Genomic DNA, 16,779 nt, shown 5'->3' on the forward strand with positions numbered 1-16,779 from the left:
AGCGCGTCATGGCGTGTCTCTCCGGTCGATCCGGCCGCCTCGCCTCTAGGCTGGCTTGCTGAACTCAACAGGAGGGGCAGCGACGTATCGGCATCAACCATGGCGCCGGGCGAGATGGTAGTTACGGCGCGCTGACAGCAAGCACCGAGCCGGGCGGGACCCATCCCGCGCCGGCTCGCCGGGCTCGGCGGCCCCGGTGGGTCGCGCCCGTGCGGCGGGCGGGTCGCCTGGCGATCTGGGATAAACCGGAGCGGCGCAGCGGAATTCCGGCGCTCGACGGGTTACGCGCGATCGCGGTTGCGCTGGTGCTGCTCGGCCACGGCGGCATCCCCGGGGTCGGCGGCGGATTCATCGGTGTCGACGTGTTTTTCGTGCTCAGCGGTTTCCTGATCACCTCGCTGCTCCTGGACGAATTGGGCCGCACCGGGCGTATCGAGCTGACCGGCTTCTGGATCCGCCGCGCGCGGCGGCTGCTGCCCGCCCTGGTGCTGATGGTGCTCACGGTGGGCGCGGCCCGCCAACTCCTGCCCGAGCGATCCCTCACCGGCCTGCGCGACGACGCGATCGCGGCGTTCGTGTGGATGGCCAACTGGCGGTTCGTCGCCCAGAAGACCGACTACTTCACGCAGGGCGCCCCGCCGTCGCCGCTGCAGCACACCTGGTCGCTCGGGGTGGAGGAGCAGTACTACTTCGTCTGGCCGGTACTGCTGATCTCGGTGACGCTGCTGTTGGCCGCGCGGGCCAGGCGCCGCCTCACCCGCGCGACCGTCGGCGGCGTCCGGTTCGCGACGTTCGTGATCGCCACCGTCGGCGCGCTGGCGATCGGCGCGCTCGCCATGGCGATGGTGACCGACACCACCCGCGACCGCGTGTATTTCGGCACCGATACCCGCGCGCAGGCCCTGCTGACCGGTGCCGCGGCGGCGGCCCTGCTGGTTCGCGACTGGCCCTCGCTGAACCGGGGCTGGTGCCTGATCCGGACCCGGTGGGCGCGCCGCGTCGCGCGCGTTTTGCCGTTGGCCGGCCTGGCGGGGCTCGGGGCCGCGACCCACTACGCCACCGGCAGCAGCGGCGAGTTCCGCCACGGTCTGCTGATCGGGGTCGCGATCGCGTCGGTCGTCGTGGTGGCGCCGGTCGCTCTGGAGCAGCGCGGCGTGGCCGCCCGCATCCTGGCGGTTCCGCCCCTGGTGTGGCTGGGCACCATCTCCTACGGCGTCTACCTGTGGCACTGGCCAATCTTCCTGGTGCTCAACGGCGAGCGCACCGGGTGGACCGGGCTGCCCCTGTTCGCCGCCCGGTGCGGCGCGACGGTGGCGCTGGCCGCGGCGTCGTGGTGGCTGATCGAGCAACCCATCCGGCGCTGGCGCCCGGCGCGGGTGCCGCTGCTGCCGCTGGCGGCCGCCACGGTGGCCAGCGCGGCGGCGGTGACCCTGATGGTGGTTCCGGTGGGCACCGGGCCCGGCCTTCGTGAGGTCGGCCTGCCGCCGGGCGTCTCGGCGGTCGCCGCGGTGTCCCCGTCGCCTCCGGGCGGCGGCCGCCCGGCCGGGCCCCGCGATCCCAACCGGCCCTTCACGGTTTCGGTGTTCGGCGATTCGATCGGGTGGACGTGGATGCACTACCTGCCGCCGACGCCGGGATTCGCCTTCCTCGACCACACCGTGATCGGCTGCAGTCTGGTGCGCGGCACGCCGTACCGGTACATCGGCCAGACCCTCGAGCAGCGGCCGGCGTGCGACGGCTGGCCGATTCGATGGTCGGCGCAGGTCGGCCAGGACCAGCCGGACGTTGCGCTGCTGATCATCGGCCGCTGGGAAACCGTCGACCGCGTGAACGAGGGGCAATGGACCCACATCGGTGATCCCACCTTCGACGCCTACCTCAACGGCGAGTTGGAGCGGGCGCTGAACATCGTGAGCGCCAACGGCGTTCGCGTAGTGGTGGCCACCGTGCCGTACAGCCGGGGCGGCGAGAAGCCGGACGGCCGACTGTATCCCGAAGACCAGCCGGACCGGGTCAATTTGTGGAACACCATGCTGCGCAAGACCGTCGCCCACCACCCGGGCGTGCAAATCCTCGACCTGAACAAAAAGCTCTGTCCGGACGGCGTTTACACCGCCAAGGTCGACGGCATCAAGGTGCGCAGCGACGGCGTCCACCTCACCCCCGAAGGGGTGAAGTGGTTGACGCCGTGGCTGGAGGAATCCCTGCGCTAGGCCCTAATCGTCGGTGCGGCAGCTGATCTCCATGCTGTCGCCCTCCCGGACTCCGAAATTGAAGCTGACGTAGCCGTTCCCGGGATCGCGCACCCTGTCGAGATAGGGCTGCGTGTCGGCGGCGCTGGTGTTGTCGGCGACCACCAACGCCCCGATCGACAGCCGCGGTTCGAGCAGCTCGATCACCGGCAGATACAGGTCCTTCCAGCCGTCCAGCAAGACGAAGTCGACGGGCCCGTCGAGCCCCGCCAGCGTGGCCAGCGCATCCCCTTCGAGGACGGTGATCACGTCGTCCAGGCCGGTCTGCGCGAATGTCTTCTTCGCGGCGGCGATCTTGGCCTCGTTGAGCTCGGTCGTCACCACCCGGCCGGAGCCGTTGTCGCGCACCGCCGACGCCAGGTGCACGGCGGAGATGCCGAACGACATCCCGAACTCGACGACCGTCGCCGGGCGGGTCGCCCGGACCAGTGCGTACAGCAACCGGCCCGCTTCGGGTGTGACCGGGATGTAGAACTCGCTCATGGCGTCGGCGCGTTCCTGCGCCGTCATCGGCCGGTCGAAATCGCCATGCCGCTGGCGCAACAGCGACATCTGGCTCTTCGCTTCGGTGTACATGCGGTCGAGGACGGACGCGACCTTCGGATCTTGCAGAGTATTGGCCATGCTGTCGAGGGTAGGCCCGGGCGGCGCGCGGCGGTCCCGCGCAGCTGATGATCGCGGTGAGCTGCCGTAACGGTTACGCAAACGAGTTTGACGGGCCCCGGGCCGCGGTGTACAAAGGGTTTCGCAAGCACCTCGGTAGGTGAGGCGTCTGCATGGACACAGGCCACTGACCCCGAACGTCGAGAGACGCCCCGGGTCAGGACAGCTCTTCCCGGACCCAAGGGTTGAGCCCAAGTGGCTTCCGGATCGCGACCGTCGGTTGAATTCCGGATACGCCGTGCAGTGCCGAAGCTCCGACGAGAGGGGTGCGACCGGCGGCACGTCGCCGGTTTTCGCTCTTCTCCCGTTCAGGTGACAGTGATGACACCCGCGTGTGTCGCGGCCGTGAGGAGGTGAGGGCGAGATGAGTCCGGGCGATAGTCCCTATCCGAAATCCGTCTTGTCCCGATCCGGTTCCGGCATTCCTTCTGCCGCCTGAGCTTTCACGGACACTCGGTCATTCGTGCGCGTCGAGCGGCGCGCCGTTCCGGCCGGGTGCCTCCAGCTGAGCCGATCGGACCTCCCGCAAGGAGAAGATCATGGCTTTTGTTGTCACACAACGTCTCACCGCTCGGACCGGGGGGCGGGGACGTTCGTGGCTGCGGTCGGCGCGGCTGTGGGCCACCAGGGTGCACGGGCGGACCGTCCTGACGCCTCAGGAGCGGGCCAATCTGTACGTGTCGCGGATGCCGATCGCGGTAGTCACCGCGTCGCTGGGCGGACACCCTTCGACCGGCGCCCACCGGTGACGGCCATCACGAGGACACCATGACCGCAGTCTCATCCGAGGCCGCCGGCGCCGTCACCGCCGCCACGCCAACGCATCCCGGCGCCGCCCACCCCGGCGACATCGTCGGGGCGTTCGGCCGTATCCGGCGTGACGGCGCCGGCGTGTCCGGCGGTCGCTGGCGCCGCCTGCGCACTTTGCTGGTCATCAGCGGTCCCGGGCTGATCGTGATGGTGGGGGACAACGACGCCGGCGGCGTCGCGACCTACGCACAGGCCGGGCAGAACTACGGGATGGCGCTGCTGTGGACACTGGCGCTGTTGATTCCGGTGCTCTACGTGAACCAGGAGATGGTGCTCAGGCTCGGCGCGGTCACCCGAGTCGGGCACGCGCGCCTGATCTTCGAGCGGTTCGGCAGGTTCTGGGGCGCATTCAGTGTCGGTGACCTGCTGATCCTGAATGCGTTGACCATCGTCACCGAATTCATCGGCGTCGCATTGGCGCTCGGGTTCCTGGGCTGCCCCAAGCTGATCGCGATCCCGGCCGCCGCCGTGCTGCTGTTCGCGGTGGTGGCCGGGGGGTCGTTCCGCCGGTGGGAGGGGCTGATGTTCCTGCTGATCGCGGTCAACGTGCTGGTCATCCCGATGGTGCTGTTGGTGCATCCGACGGCGAAAGGGATTGCCGGCGGCCTGATTCCGCGGTTCACGGGCGGGGTCAACTCCACCGTGCTGCTGTTGGTCATCGCGATCGTGGGCACCACGGTGGCGCCCTGGCAACTGTTCTTCCAGCAGTCCAACGTGGTGGACAAGCGCATCACCGCCCGCTGGATGCCCTACGCCCGAGCGGATTTGGTGATCGGGATCGTGGTGGTCATGGTCGGTGCGACGGCGCTGATGGCCGTCGCGGCGTTCGGTCTGGCCGGCACGGCCGGAGCGGGCCACTTCACCGATGCCGGCGCGGTGGCGGCCGAGCTGTCCCAACACCTCGGCGGTACGGTCGGGACGCTGCTCGCGATCATCCTGCTCGACGCCTCGCTGATCGGGGCGAACGCCATCGGGCTGGCCACCACTTATGCCATCGGCGACGCGATGGGCAGGCGGCACTCCCTGCACTGGAAGATCAGCGAGGCCCCGCTGTTCTACGGCGGCTACGCACTGCTGCTCGCGGTGTCGGCCGCGGTCGCGTTCAGCCCCGACCATGTCCTCGGTTTGGTGACTCAGGGTGTGCAGGCGCTCGCCGGTGTCCTGCTGCCTTCGGCAACGGTCTTCCTCGTGCTGCTGTGCAACGACCGGGCGTTGCTGGGTCCGTGGGCAAACAGCGTGCGGCAGAACATCGTTGCGTGGACCATCGTGTGGGCGTTGGTGCTGCTGTCGCTGGCGTTGACGGCGACGACGTTCTTCCCGGGCCTGGCGACGTCGACGATCGAGGCCGGCCTCGCCATCGGCGCGGCCATCGGTGTCGTCGGCGGTGCCGCCGTGATCATCGCCGGTCGCCGGTATTCCGGGCTGCGTGACGCGGAAGCCGTCGTGCGGACGCTCGGGGGTGGCCTGGACCCCGAACAGGTCGACCAACTCGACGACACCCCGACACTCACGCGCGCCGAACGCCGCGCCATCCGCCGCCAGGACCGGATGGAGTGGCAGACCCCGAGCCTTGCCGGCCTGGCCCGCCCGGCCATGTCGCCGATTCGCCGGGCGGGGCTTTTCACCCTGCGGGCTTACCTGGTGCTGGCGGTCGCGCTGGTGGTCGTCAAGATCGTGCAGGCCGGCATCGTGGGCCCGGCCGCATCACTCTGAATCGTTGGGCAGCAGAACGATTTTGCCGCGGGTATGCCGCTTCTCCAGTTGCTCGTAGGCATCGGCGACCCGATCCAGCGGATAGGTCGCCGCGATTTCGAAATCGATGGCGCCGTCGACCACGAGCCGGGCCATTTCGGCCAGCACCTCGGGCGTCGACGCCTCAGCGCTGGCTTCGGTCTTGGCGCCGACCTCGCCGGCCTTCTTGAACGAGATGATCGTGTCGATCCGGTCGGGTGCGACACCCAGGTCGACGGCGAGCTGCACGTAGTCGGGTCCGAAGAGGTCAATGAACGCGTCGATCCCCTCCGGTGCCGCCTCGCGCAGCCGGTTCGCCAGCCCGCCGCCATAGGGAATCGGGATGACGCCGTGGGCGCGCAGCCAGTCGGCGTTGGCCGGTCCGGCGATGCCCAGCACCCGCGCCTTCCGCAGCACCAGAAGTTGCACGACGAGGCTGCCCACGCCGCCCGCCGCCGCCGACACGGCGACCGTCTCCCCCGGCCGAGGTGCCACCGCCCGGACGGCCGCGTACGCGGTCACACCGGCGACGTAGAGGGAGCCGGCCACCTCCCAGCTGAGCTGGGGCGGCTTGTGGATCAGCTGGCCGACCGGGACCGAGGCATGGGTGGCGTGGCTGGACCGGCGGAAGCTGAACCCCAAAACCTCGTCCCCCACCGAGAATTCGGTCACCCCGGGGCCCACCGCGGTCACGACGCCGGCCAGGTCGCTGCCCTCACCGGACGGAAAAGTGGCGGGGAACATGTCGTGCACGGCGCCGGTGCGGATAGCGGCCTCGCCGGGGTTGATCCCGGCGGCGCGGACCTCGACGACCACCTCGCCGGGTCCCGGGACAGGCACCTCGACGTCGGCCACGTACAACACCTCGCGGCCCCCGTACCGGTCGAACCGTACGGCGCGCGCCGCAGCTGCCATATCGATCTCCTCTCGTCGCGGCTACAGCAGACCGAGCAGCCGCAGGTCGAGAACGTACTTCTCGATCAAGTCCGCCGTCAGGTGCGGGATGTCGTTGTCCGCACCGAGTTTGGCCGCGCGGACCGCGCCGCGGAAGACGTCGGTAGGGGCCGGGGCGCCGCGCAGCGGTGTCTCCGGCTTCCGATAGGCGTCCAGTAATGGCAGCGCCGAATGCTGGCGCTGCCGGTCGGGCAGGGCCCGTAGCGCGGTGCCGAACCGGCCGAGCCACTCGTCGTAATCGTCGATGCGCCGGATGTCGTGGCCGCCGGCGATCAGCCAATCCACGAACACGTCCAGGGAGACGCCGTCGTCGTGCGGGTTCATCACGTCGTAGGAGCGAAACGTCTCAGTAGCCGCCGCATCCTCGGCAACGGTGGCGATCTGCTCGCCGAGCGCGGTCACCGCTTCGGCCACGAAGTCGGCGGGCAGCCCGTCGTAGTGGGCGACCGCCCGGCCGCCGGTGTCGGTGGCCTGGTAGAAGGACCCCGGCGCGATGCCGGTGACCAGCAAGCTGAAGATCAAGCGGGTGAACGCATCCGGGACGTTGAGCTGGCCTGCGTAGCGGCTATGGGCGAGGATCATGTCGGACCGGAAGACGGCGACGGGCAGCCCGCACAGATCGTGCGCCTCCCGCAGCAGCACCTCGCCCGCCCACTTGCTGTTGGCGTACCCGTTGGCGTAGCTGTCGTCGATCGGCCGCACGGGGCTGGTAGCGCGGATGTCGCCGTCCTCGGTGAACTCGGCCACCGACATGGCCACCGCCACGGTCGACAGATAGCTCACCGGCTTGACGCGTTCGGTGATCGCCAGGCGGATAACCTCCGCGGTGCCAACGACATTGGGGCCGAACAATTGGTCGTAGGGCAGGACGTGATTGACCAGCGCCGCCGGGTGCACGATCAGGTCCACGCCGCGGGCGAGGGAATCCCATGTCGCGCGGTCCAGCCCCAGGCCGGGCTCACCGATGTCGCCGGCGAGCACCTCGAGATGGTCGGCCGCCAGCTCGCGGAACCGCTCGAGCAGGCGCGGATCACCGCTGCGGTAGACGTCCTCCAGCCGCGTCGCGGCCGCCGCGGCATTCACGCCGCGGACGATGCAGACGAGCTTTCCGCCCGTCTCCGCGAGGCGCTCCAGCCACTCCAGGCACAGGAAGCGACCGAGGTAGCCGTTGGCACCGGTCAACAGGACCGTGTGCGGCGTGCCGATGGCGCGGGGCAGGTCCGCCGCGGCGCCAAGGGTTTCGGCGTCGATGAATTCGTCCAGGGTGAGGTCGGCCGCGCGGACCTCGGTGGCGTCCCGCCCGTGGACCGTGGCGAAAGTCGGCCGACGCGACCCTGACGTGCGCTCGGCGGCAACGTATTCCGCGAGCTGACCCAGGCTGGTCGCCGGGCCGGTGATCATTCCCACCGGGACCTCGACGTCGAAGATGTCCTGCAGCAGGTTGGAGAAGGTCAAGGCCGACAGGGAATCTCCGCCCAGTTCGATGAACAACGCACCCGGGTCCGGCGGGCCGCCCGCCAACCCCAACAGCGCCTCGGCGGCGCTCACCAGCGTGTCGATCACCGGGCGGTCGGCCGCGCCCTCGCGCAGCGCCCGAAGCTCGGTCGCCCGGTTGTCCGCCAGATCCGCGTACAGCTGCTCGAGCCGATCGCCATAGTGTTCCTTGAGCTTCGGCCGCAGCAGCTTGCCCACTCCCGACAGCAGCCCGTTGTCCTCGCTGAATGGTTCGGGCTCGACGAGGAACTCGACCGGCACCTCATAGGACTGGAGCTCGGCGAGTTTGCCTGACTGGCGCAGCGATTCGCCCAGCGCAGCCCTCAGCCCGTCGGCATCGTCGGCGAATCGTTCCAGCGCGTCCGAGGTCGGCACGATGACGGCCAACAGGTAGGGGCGTTCGCTGTTGCCATAGACGAAGATCTGACGGATCAGGGCCGCGCTGCTGAACACGGCCTCCAGGCGCGCGACGGCCACGAATTCGCCCTGGGCGAGCTTCAATACGTTGTTGCGCCGGTCGACATAGGCCAGCCGATCCGGCTCCAGTTCCGCCATCACGTCCCCGGTCCGGTAATAGCCCTGCGCGTCAAAGGCATCGGCGGTGACGTCCGGGCGCTTGAAGTACCCGGGCGTGGCGGTCAGCGACTTGACCAGCAGCTCACCCCGCGGAAAGGGTTTGTCCGTAAGGAAGTAGCCCAGCTCCGGGACGTCGACGAGCTTGTAGCCCAGTACCGGGGGCCGGGCGATCCTGCCGTCCTTGGTCACCATCCCGACCTCGGTCAAGCCGTAGCCGTCGAGCACGTGCACGCCCAGGCAGGTCTCCACGAAGCTCCGCATCTCGGCGGCCAGAGGCGCCGTGCCGCAGAAGGCGGTGACGATGCGTCCACCCAGCACCTGCTCGCGCAGCTCCGTCCGCGCCTCCGCGCCGGCGGATTCCGGGTCGGATCCCCGGGAGACGCGCCGGTCGACGGCGCTCTGGTAACGCTGATACAGCATCTCCGCGACCCGTGGCACCAGCCCCATCTCGGTGGGGCGCACCAGGTTCCAGTCTTCGAACAGCGTCGACAGGTCGCTCTCGGGAACGAAGTAACTGGTGCCGCCCGCTTGGAACGCGGTCGACAGCGGTATCCGGCCGCCGAGGTGGTTGAGCGGCATGAAGTTGACGTTCAACACGGGCGTGTCCGCGAATTCGGGCATCAGCTCGTTGGTCCACAGCTTGCACAGCATGCGCTCGGTGTACATGGCGCCCTTGGGCAGTCCGGTGCTGCCCGACGTGTACATGATCATGGCGAGGCGTTCGTCGGTACCGCCGGTGTACGCCGGCTCGGGCGGCAGGGCGCGGCCGCGCCCGATCAGTTCGTCGAACGTCTCGATCGTCACCGTCATCCCCGCGGCCGACAGCTTCGCCCGCGCGCGCTCCAAAGCCTCGCGCTGATCGTCGATTTGGGGGGAGTAATCGAAAACCACCAAGCGTCGCAACGACGCGCTGCCCAGCGCCGCCTCGACGGCGAGGTCGAGGTAGCCCGCGCCCGCCGCGAGTATCCGCGGCTCGACCTCGGCGACGATCGGCTGCAGCCGCGCCGCCGCCGCGTTGTGCTGCAGCGGCACCGCCACCAGCCCGAGATATCCGCAGACCAGGTCGAGGGTCAGGTACTCGGCGCTGGCGAAACCGACTGTGGCGACGAAATCTCCGGGCGCCACCGGATCGGCGGCGTCGCCGCGCCAGGCGCTGGCAATCGCCCCGACGTTGGCCCACAGCTCGCGATAACTGAGGGTGTCGAACCGGGACAGCAGCTGCGCCGTGGTGCGGCCGGTCGCGGGATCGGTGACCAGCGAGCGCGCCCGCCAGCCCAGTGCCGGCCGGTCGGCATAGCCCTCGATGAGGGTCTGCAGGATCTGCGGCAGGCGAAGGCCCGGCTCGCGCGCCGCCTGTTGGACCGCGGCGTGCGGCTTGGTGGTGCGGAACTGTTCGTCGACGGCGTCGAGCCGGCGGATGCGGTCGGCCACCCGTTGCCGCACCGGACCGCTCGAACCCGCAACCGCTGACTCTTGCTTCGCATCACCCGTCATCGCCAGCCTCCCGGTTCGGATCCTCGTCTACCGAGAACTCACCGCCGCGGGCCAGTCTTCCGTTCAACCATTGTGACCGTCGTCACACGAAGGTCGAATGCGCCGTAAGCGCGGCGCGGATCCGGCGTCAGGCGACGACTTGGATGGGATCGCCGACGTTCACCTGGTTGAAGTACCAGGCGGCGTTGTCGGGACTCAGGTTGATGCAACCGTGACTCACGTTGGCGTAGCCCTGGGAGTCGACCGACCAGGGCGCCGAGTGCACGTAGACGCCGCTCCAGGTGACGCGCACGGCGTATTGGGCGGTGATCTTGTATCCCTCGGGTGAGCTGAGCGGGATCCCGATGGTCCGCGAGTCCATGACGACCGTGCGCTGCTTCTCCAGGGCGGTGAAATTGCCGATCGGCGTGGGCCGGCTGGGCTTGCCCATCGAGGCGGGCATGGTGCGTAGCACTTCGCCGTTACGGCTGACGGTGAACGTGTGCGCGGAGATGCTGGCAACACCGAGGAGCGCGTCTCCGGTGTCGAAGCCCGTCGTCAGGGCCTGAACACCGACCGACACGTGGGTGTGCGCGGGCCAGTACCGGTCGGGTACCCACTGCACGACGTTGTCCTCGACCCACTGGAAGTGTCCGGGCGTGTTGCTCGGCGAGGCGACGTGGATGGACCGCTCGACGGCGGCGCGATCGCCGACCGGCGCCGTGAACGTCACCACGACCGGATGCGCGACGCCCACTACCGCACCGTTAGCCGGCAAAACCGAGGCAACCGAGGGGGCGGGTTGCGGTGCGGGGATGGAGGCGTGGCTACGGCCGGTCGATCCGATGAGGCCGATCGCCGTGATCGCGACCATAACAAACAGATAACGAACACCTCGACGCATAGCGCCCGCCCTTCGAGATGGTGCGATTGACACAACCGTATTCTACCGGCTATTCCCGCATGGCCACTTTCAGCAAACATTTGGCGATTCGCCGGGCAGCACGAACACGATCCGATCATCGGCTCGCGGGACTGGCTGGCGAGCCGGCGAGACGTTAGCCTCAGCGAAACTCCCTGGGCCGAGGAGGTGCGGGTGCTCTTCCGACAGTTGGAGTATTTCGTTGCGGTCGCGCAGGAGCGCCACTTCGCCCGCGCCGCCGAAAAGTGCTTCGTGTCGCAGCCCGCGCTGTCCGCCGCGATCGCCAAGCTGGAGCGTGAATTGAACGTCACGCTGATCAACCGCGGGCACAGCTTCGAGGGCCTCACGCCCGAAGGGGAGCGGTTGGTGGTGTGGGCCAGGCGGATTCTCGCCGAGCACGACGCATTCAAGGCCGAGGTGCACGCGGTGCGCTCGGGCATCACCGGCATGCTGCGCCTCGGCACGGTGCCGACCGCCTCCACGACGGCTTCATTGGTGCTCTCGGCGTTCTGCTCGGCGCACCCATTGGCGAAGGTGCACATCCTTTCCCGGCTGGCGGGCAGCGAACTGTACCGGCGGCTCCGCGAATTCGAGCTGGACGCCGCGATCGTGCACGCGGCGCCAGACGAGGCGCACGACATGAACCTGGTGCCGCTATACCAGGAGCACTACGTGCTGTTGTCGCCCGCGGACATGCTGGGATCCGCCGCGCCGACCATGACCTGGCCGGAGGCGGCGCAATTGCCGCTGGCGCTGCTCAGTCCCGACATGCGGGATCGCCAGATCATCGACAAGGCCTTCGCCGACCACTCCATCGAAGTGACTTCGCAGGTCGAAACCGACTCCGTCGCCTCGCTGTTGGCTCAGGTCGCCGCGGGGAATTGGGCGTGCATCGTCCCGCACACCTGGTTGTGGACGTCGCCGCTGGGACCGGAAGTCCGCGCGGTGGAGCTGGTGGATCCGGTGCTCAGGGCCGACATCGTCCTGGCCACCAATTCCGCCGGACCGGGATCACCGATCGCCCGCGCGCTCGCCGCCTCCGCCGAGGAGCTGTCGCTGAACGAGTTCTTCGACGCGCAGCTATCGCGAATCACCCTCCGGCACTGACCTTTCCGGCCTCAACCCCACTTTTCGGGTTCAGGCTCGCCAGATGCCCGCTTTCCACTCCCGCCGCGGGGTCGAGCTCGCAGTCGATGACCGACGGCATCCGGGAGCCGATCGCCTCGGACAGCGCCGACCGCAATTCCGCCGGGGTGGTGACGTGATATCCCTTGCCGCCGAAGGCTTGGGCGATCAGCTCATGACGCGCCCGTGCGTTCAACACGGTGGGGGCCGGATCGTGGCCGTTGGGGGATTCGTCGCCGCGGTAGACGCCGCCGTTGTTGAGGATGACCACGGTCACCGGAAGCCGGTAACGGCAGATCGTCTCGACTTCCATGCCGCTGAAGCCGAATGCGCTGTCACCCTCGACCGCGACGACGGGCCGGTCGGTCTCGACGGCGGCCGCGATGGCATAACCCATGCCGATGCCCATGACGCCCCAGGTCCCGGTGTCCAGCCGGTGCCGCGGCAGCTCCATGCCGATGACGTTGCGGGCCAGGTCCAACGCGTTCGCTCCCTCGTTGACCACGTAGACGTCCGGATTATCCCGCAGCACGGCACGAATCGCGGCGAGCGCGTTGTAGAAGCGCATGGGATGCGGGTCCTCGGCCAGGCGCTCGGACATCTTGGCGTCGTTGCGGGCGGTGCGCTCGGCCAGCTCCGCGGCCCATTCCGCGGGCGCCGTGACCGGGCGGGCGGTGAGGCCGTCGCGCAGCGCCGACATCACCGAGCCGATGTCGCCGACCAGGGGCGCCGCGATCGGCTGATTGCTGTCGAGTTCCGACGGCGCGATGTCGACCTGCACGAACTTGGCGTCGGCGGACCACTGCGGCGAATCCCCGTGGCCAAGAAGCCAATTCAGCCGCGCGCCGACCAGAAGGACCACGTCCGCCCTTGCGATCGCCAGGGAGCGCGCGGCCGCCGCGGACTGCGGGTGGGAATCCGGCAACAGCCCCTTGGCCATCGACATCGGCAGGAACGGAATCCCGGTGGTCTCGACGAACTCGCGAATCACATTGTCCGCCTGAGCGTATGCCGCGCCCTTGCCGAGCACGATCAACGGTCGCCGCGCATGCGCCAGCAGCTGCAGCGCGCGTTCGACCGCATCGGGCGCCGGCAGCTGCCGTGGCGCCGGGTCGACGATCCGCCAGACCGTGTCCGCGGCCGCCGCGGCGTCCATCGCCTGCCCCAACACGTCGCCGGGGATGTCGAGGTACACGCCCCCGGGGCGGCCGGAGATCGCGGTGCGGACGGCACGCGCGACCCCGCGCCCGATGTCCTCGATCCGGCCGATCCGATAGGCCGCCTTCGCGAACGGCCGCGCGGCGTTGAGCTGGTCGATGTCCTGGTAGTCGCCGCGCTGCAAATCGACCAGGGCCCGATTGCTGGACCCCGAGATCTGGATCATCGGGAAGCAGTTCGCGGTGGCGTTGGCCAGCGCGGGCAGCCCGTTGAGGAACCCGGGTCCGGATGTCGTCAGGCAGATGCCCGGCCGGCGGGTCAGGAACCCGGCGGCGGCCGCGGCATTGCCGGCCGAAGCCTCGTGGCGGAAGCCGATGTAACGGATCCCCGAGGCCTGCGCAACGCGGGCGAGGTCGGTGATCGGGATGCCGACGATCCCGTACATGGTGTCGACGTCGTTGGCCTTGAGCGCCTCCACCACCAGATGGAAGCCGTCGATCAAACGCGTGGACGCGGTCATGGGGGCGACTCCTCGTGTGGTTCCGCTGTAGTAAACGCTTGGCCCTTACTCTGACGCGGCCACCCGCCGGGTGTCCAAGACGGAGCCGCTATGCAGCGATTCACGACGTCTATCGGCGCTGGCAGCGTGGTATTCGGTGGCGTCGATAGTCAGTGGTTATCGGTCGTGAGCGAACCACTATTGGACGGGCGGCCGGGCCGCCGGGCATGGTTCGAGCAGATGCTTATCAAGACGAGGGCGAAAGGGAGCGCGGCGATGAGGACGACGAGGCCGGAAGAGATCATCGGCGGCACGGGCTCGGCCCAGACGCCGGGGCCGGGCATCACCGATCTGGTCGAGGAGGCGGGGTACCGATCCCCGGAGGCGCCCGCGCTGGTCGTCACCTCCGATCGGGTGCCGGTCAGCTACCGCGATCTGCTCCGGCTGGCCGACGACCTGGCGGGGCAGCTGGCCCGGGGCGGGCTGCGCGCGGGCGACCGCGTCGCCCTGCGCTCCGGAAGCAATGCCGAGTTCGTCGTCGGGCTGCTGGCGGCTTCCCAAGCCGGCCTGGTCGCCGTCCCGCTGGATCCGGCCCTGCCGGTCGGGGAACAGCGCGCTCGCAGCGAGGCCGTGGGCGCCAGGGTGGTCCTCATCGACGGCGCGGCACCCGCCGACGACGAGGGACGGCACCTGCCGTGGTGGCCGCTCGCGGTGACGCCCGGCGGCGCGGGCGGCACCCCGGCCGTCGACGTGGACACCACCGCCGCTCCCGCGCAACAGTTTTCGACGCCCGAGGGCCTGCGCGACGACGATGCCATGATCATGTTCACCGGCGGTACCACCGGGGTGCCGAAGATGGTCCCGTGGACCCGCGGCAACATCGCCGGCTCGGTGCACGCCATCATCGCCGGATACGGGCTCGGCCCCCGGGACGCCACCGTGGCGGTGATGCCGCTCTACCACGGTCACGGGCTGCTCGCCGCGCTGCTGGCGACCCTGGTGTCCGGGGGAACGGTGCTGCTACCGGCCCGCGGTCGGTTCTCGGCGCACACCTTCTGGGACGACATCGACGCCGTCCGCGCCACCTGGTACACGGCGGTCCCGACGATTCATCAGATCCTGTTGGAGCGGGCCGGCACCGGCCGAGAGGGCAGCTCCGCGTTGCGCTTCATCCGCAGTTGCAGCGCCCCGCTCACCGCCGAAACGGCGCAGGCGCTGCAGGACACCTTCTCGGCCCCGGTGGTGTGCGCCTTCGGCATGACCGAGGCCACCCACCAGGTGGCGACGACCGAGATCGGCCACACCGAAAACCCAGCCGCCACACCGGGTCTGGTTGGCCGGTCGACCGGGCCGGAGATCCGGATCGTCGGGCCCGACGGGCGGCCGGTGCCGCCGGGGGAGGTCGGCGAGGTGTGGCTGCACGGCCCCACTGTGGTCCGGGGCTACCTCGGCGACCCGGCGATCACGGCCGCCAATTTCACCGACGGGTGGCTGCGCACGGGTGACCTGGGAACGCTGTCGGCGGCCGGCGAGCTGGTCATCCGCGGCCGGATCAAGGAACTCATCAACCGGGGCGGGGAGAAGATCTCCCCGGAACGCGTCGAGGGCGTGCTGGGCAGCCATCCCGGCGTGCTGGAGGTGGCCGTCTTCGGCATGCCCGACACGCTGTACGGCGAGACGGTGGCCGCGGTGATCGTCCCCCGGGGATCGGCCGCGCCGACCCCGGACGAGCTGACGTCGTTCGCCCGCGACCGGCTCGCGCCCTTCGAGGTGCCGGCCAGCTTCCAGCAGGCCGCGGAGTTACCGCACACCGCGAAAGGGTCGCTGGACCGCCGCGCGGTCGCCCAGCGGTTCGGGCGCGGGGCGTGACGGTTCAGACGGTCGCCTTCACCCGGGTGGCCGCGGCCTCCGGCATGGGTTCGTAGCGGGCGAAGGCCCGGGTGAACGACGCGGCGCCGTGGGCCAGCGAGCGCAGGTCGATCGCGTAGCGCGTCAACTCCACCTGGGGCACCTCGGCCCGCACCAGCGTGCGCTCGCCCGCGGTCTCGGTACCGAGCACCCGGCCGCGGCGACCCGACAGGTCGCCCATCACCGCGCCGACGAAGTCGTCGGGCACCAGCACCGAAATCTCGTCGATCGGCTCGAGCAGGCTCACCTTCGTCGCCGCGGCCGCCTCGCGCAGCGCCAGGGAGCCCGCCATCTGGAACGCGAAATCCGAGGAGTCGACGCTGTGCGCCTTGCCGTCGAGCAGCGTGACCCGGATGTCGACCACCGGGTAGCCGGCGTGCACGCCCTTCTCCATCTGCGCGCGCACGCCCTTCTCCACGCTCGGGATGAACTGCCGCGGCACCGCCCCGCCGACCACCTTGTCGAGGAACTCGAACCCGGAGCCCTCCGGCAGCGGTTCCACTTCGATGTCGCACACCGCGTACTGGCCGTGCCCGCCCGATTGCTTGACGTGCCGGCCGTGGCCTTTCGCTTTGCCGCCGAACGTCTCGCGCAACGGGACCCGCAGCTCCACGGTGTCCACGGTGACGCCGTACCGGTTGGCCAGCGCGTCGAGGACGACACCGGCGTGGGCCTCGCCCATGCACCACAACACGATCTGGTGGGTCTCGGGGTTCTGCTCGATGCGCAGCGTCGGGTCCTCGGCGGCCAGCCGACCCAGCCCGACCGACAGCTTGTCCTCGTCGGTCTTGGCGTGCGCCTGGATGGCGACCGGCAGCAGGGGTTCGGGCATCGTCCACGGTTTGAGCACCAGCGGCTCCGCCTTGTCCGAGAGGGTGTCGCCGGTCTCGGCGCGGCTCAGCTTGCCGATCGCGCAGATGTCGCCGGCCACCACGGCCGCCGCGGGCCGCTGCTGCTTGCCCAGCGGAAACGACAGGGCGCCGACGCGCTCGTCTTCGTCGTGGTCGGGGTGCGTGCTGCCGTTCCCGTTGACCGAACCGAAGAACGACGCAAAGTGGCCCGACACATGAACCGTCGTGTCGGGCCTGATGGTCCCGGAGAACACCCGGACCAGGCTGAGCCGTCCGACGTAGGGATCCGACGTCGTCTTCACCACCTCCGCGAGCAGGGGCGCGCCGGGATCGCAGGTCAGCGTCGCGTGCGTGGCGCCCTGG

General features: G+C 69.6%; 11 protein-coding genes and 1 riboswitch. Of the genes, 5 read left to right on the top strand and 6 right to left on the bottom strand.

Annotation, left to right across the window (positions count from 1 at the left end):
* Positions 1-209 precede the first annotated feature (209 nt).
* Positions 210-2,213 carry an acyltransferase family protein gene (locus tag A9X04_RS08960; protein WP_067919491.1) on the top strand — a complete coding sequence of 668 codons (2,004 nt, stop codon included), beginning with the start codon at positions 210-212 and terminating at the stop codon, positions 2,211-2,213.
* A gap of 3 nt (positions 2,214-2,216) precedes the next feature.
* Here the strand turns inward: A9X04_RS08960 and A9X04_RS08965 are convergent, their stop codons facing one another.
* The gene (locus A9X04_RS08965; RefSeq protein WP_067919492.1) at positions 2,217-2,876 is read right to left on the bottom strand and encodes an O-methyltransferase; all 660 of its coding nucleotides are present in this window, start codon (positions 2,874-2,876) and stop codon (positions 2,217-2,219) included.
* Between the two features lie 124 nt (positions 2,877-3,000).
* Positions 3,001-3,188: riboswitch (M-box (ykoK) riboswitch) on the top strand.
* A 266-nt stretch (positions 3,189-3,454) separates the two neighbouring features.
* On the opposite strand from A9X04_RS08965, the gene A9X04_RS29555 reads away from it, so the two are divergent.
* Together A9X04_RS29555 and A9X04_RS08970 are read left to right on the top strand one after the other, a co-directional pair.
* Positions 3,455-3,664: a hypothetical protein gene (locus A9X04_RS29555; protein WP_082974889.1), complete on the top strand. Its 210-nt coding sequence runs from the start codon at positions 3,455-3,457 to the stop codon at positions 3,662-3,664.
* 19 nt (positions 3,665-3,683) lie between these two features.
* Positions 3,684-5,438 carry an NRAMP family divalent metal transporter gene (locus A9X04_RS08970; RefSeq protein ID WP_067919493.1) on the top strand — a complete coding sequence of 585 codons (1,755 nt, stop codon included), beginning with the start codon at positions 3,684-3,686 and terminating at the stop codon, positions 5,436-5,438.
* Here A9X04_RS08970 and A9X04_RS08975 read toward each other — a convergent pair.
* The 3 genes from A9X04_RS08975 to A9X04_RS08985 all read right to left on the bottom strand — a co-directional run bounded on the left by A9X04_RS08975 (position 5,430) and on the right by A9X04_RS08985 (position 10,857).
* Positions 5,430-6,371, bottom strand: a complete 942-nt coding sequence (locus tag A9X04_RS08975; RefSeq protein WP_067919494.1) for an NADP-dependent oxidoreductase — start codon at positions 6,369-6,371, stop codon at positions 5,430-5,432. The two genes, A9X04_RS08970 and A9X04_RS08975, sit on opposite strands and share 9 nt — an antisense overlap.
* Positions 6,372-6,392: 21 nt before the next feature.
* The gene (gene car / locus A9X04_RS08980; protein ID WP_067919496.1) at positions 6,393-9,974 is read right to left on the bottom strand and encodes a carboxylic acid reductase; all 3,582 of its coding nucleotides are present in this window, start codon (positions 9,972-9,974) and stop codon (positions 6,393-6,395) included.
* Positions 9,975-10,101: 127 nt separating this feature from the next.
* Positions 10,102-10,857, bottom strand: coding sequence for a L,D-transpeptidase family protein (locus A9X04_RS08985; RefSeq protein WP_067919498.1), 756 nt, complete (start codon positions 10,855-10,857; stop codon positions 10,102-10,104).
* Positions 10,858-11,049: 192 nt separating this feature from the next.
* On the opposite strand from A9X04_RS08985, the gene A9X04_RS08990 reads away from it, so the two are divergent.
* Positions 11,050-11,982 carry a LysR family transcriptional regulator gene (locus tag A9X04_RS08990; RefSeq protein ID WP_067919506.1) on the top strand — a complete coding sequence of 311 codons (933 nt, stop codon included), beginning with the start codon at positions 11,050-11,052 and terminating at the stop codon, positions 11,980-11,982.
* On the opposite strand, the gene oxc is transcribed toward A9X04_RS08990, so the two are convergent.
* Positions 11,966-13,678, bottom strand: a complete 1,713-nt coding sequence (gene oxc / locus A9X04_RS08995) for an oxalyl-CoA decarboxylase (RefSeq protein ID WP_067919501.1) — start codon at positions 13,676-13,678, stop codon at positions 11,966-11,968. The two genes, A9X04_RS08990 and oxc, sit on opposite strands and share 17 nt — an antisense overlap.
* A 255-nt stretch (positions 13,679-13,933) precedes the next feature.
* Here oxc and A9X04_RS09000 point away from each other — a divergent pair, with 255 nt between their 5' ends.
* Positions 13,934-15,526, top strand: coding sequence for a FadD7 family fatty acid--CoA ligase (locus tag A9X04_RS09000; protein WP_067919508.1), 1,593 nt, complete (start codon positions 13,934-13,936; stop codon positions 15,524-15,526).
* A gap of 4 nt (positions 15,527-15,530) precedes the next feature.
* On the opposite strand, the gene A9X04_RS09005 is transcribed toward A9X04_RS09000, so the two are convergent.
* Positions 15,531-16,779: elongation factor G (locus A9X04_RS09005; protein WP_197509103.1), on the bottom strand; the 1,249-nt coding region annotated here is incomplete at its 5' end.

Origin of the sequence: Mycobacterium sp. E3247, assembly GCF_001667785.1 — a bacterium.
Classification (GTDB): Bacteria; Actinomycetota; Actinomycetes; order Mycobacteriales; family Mycobacteriaceae; genus Mycobacterium.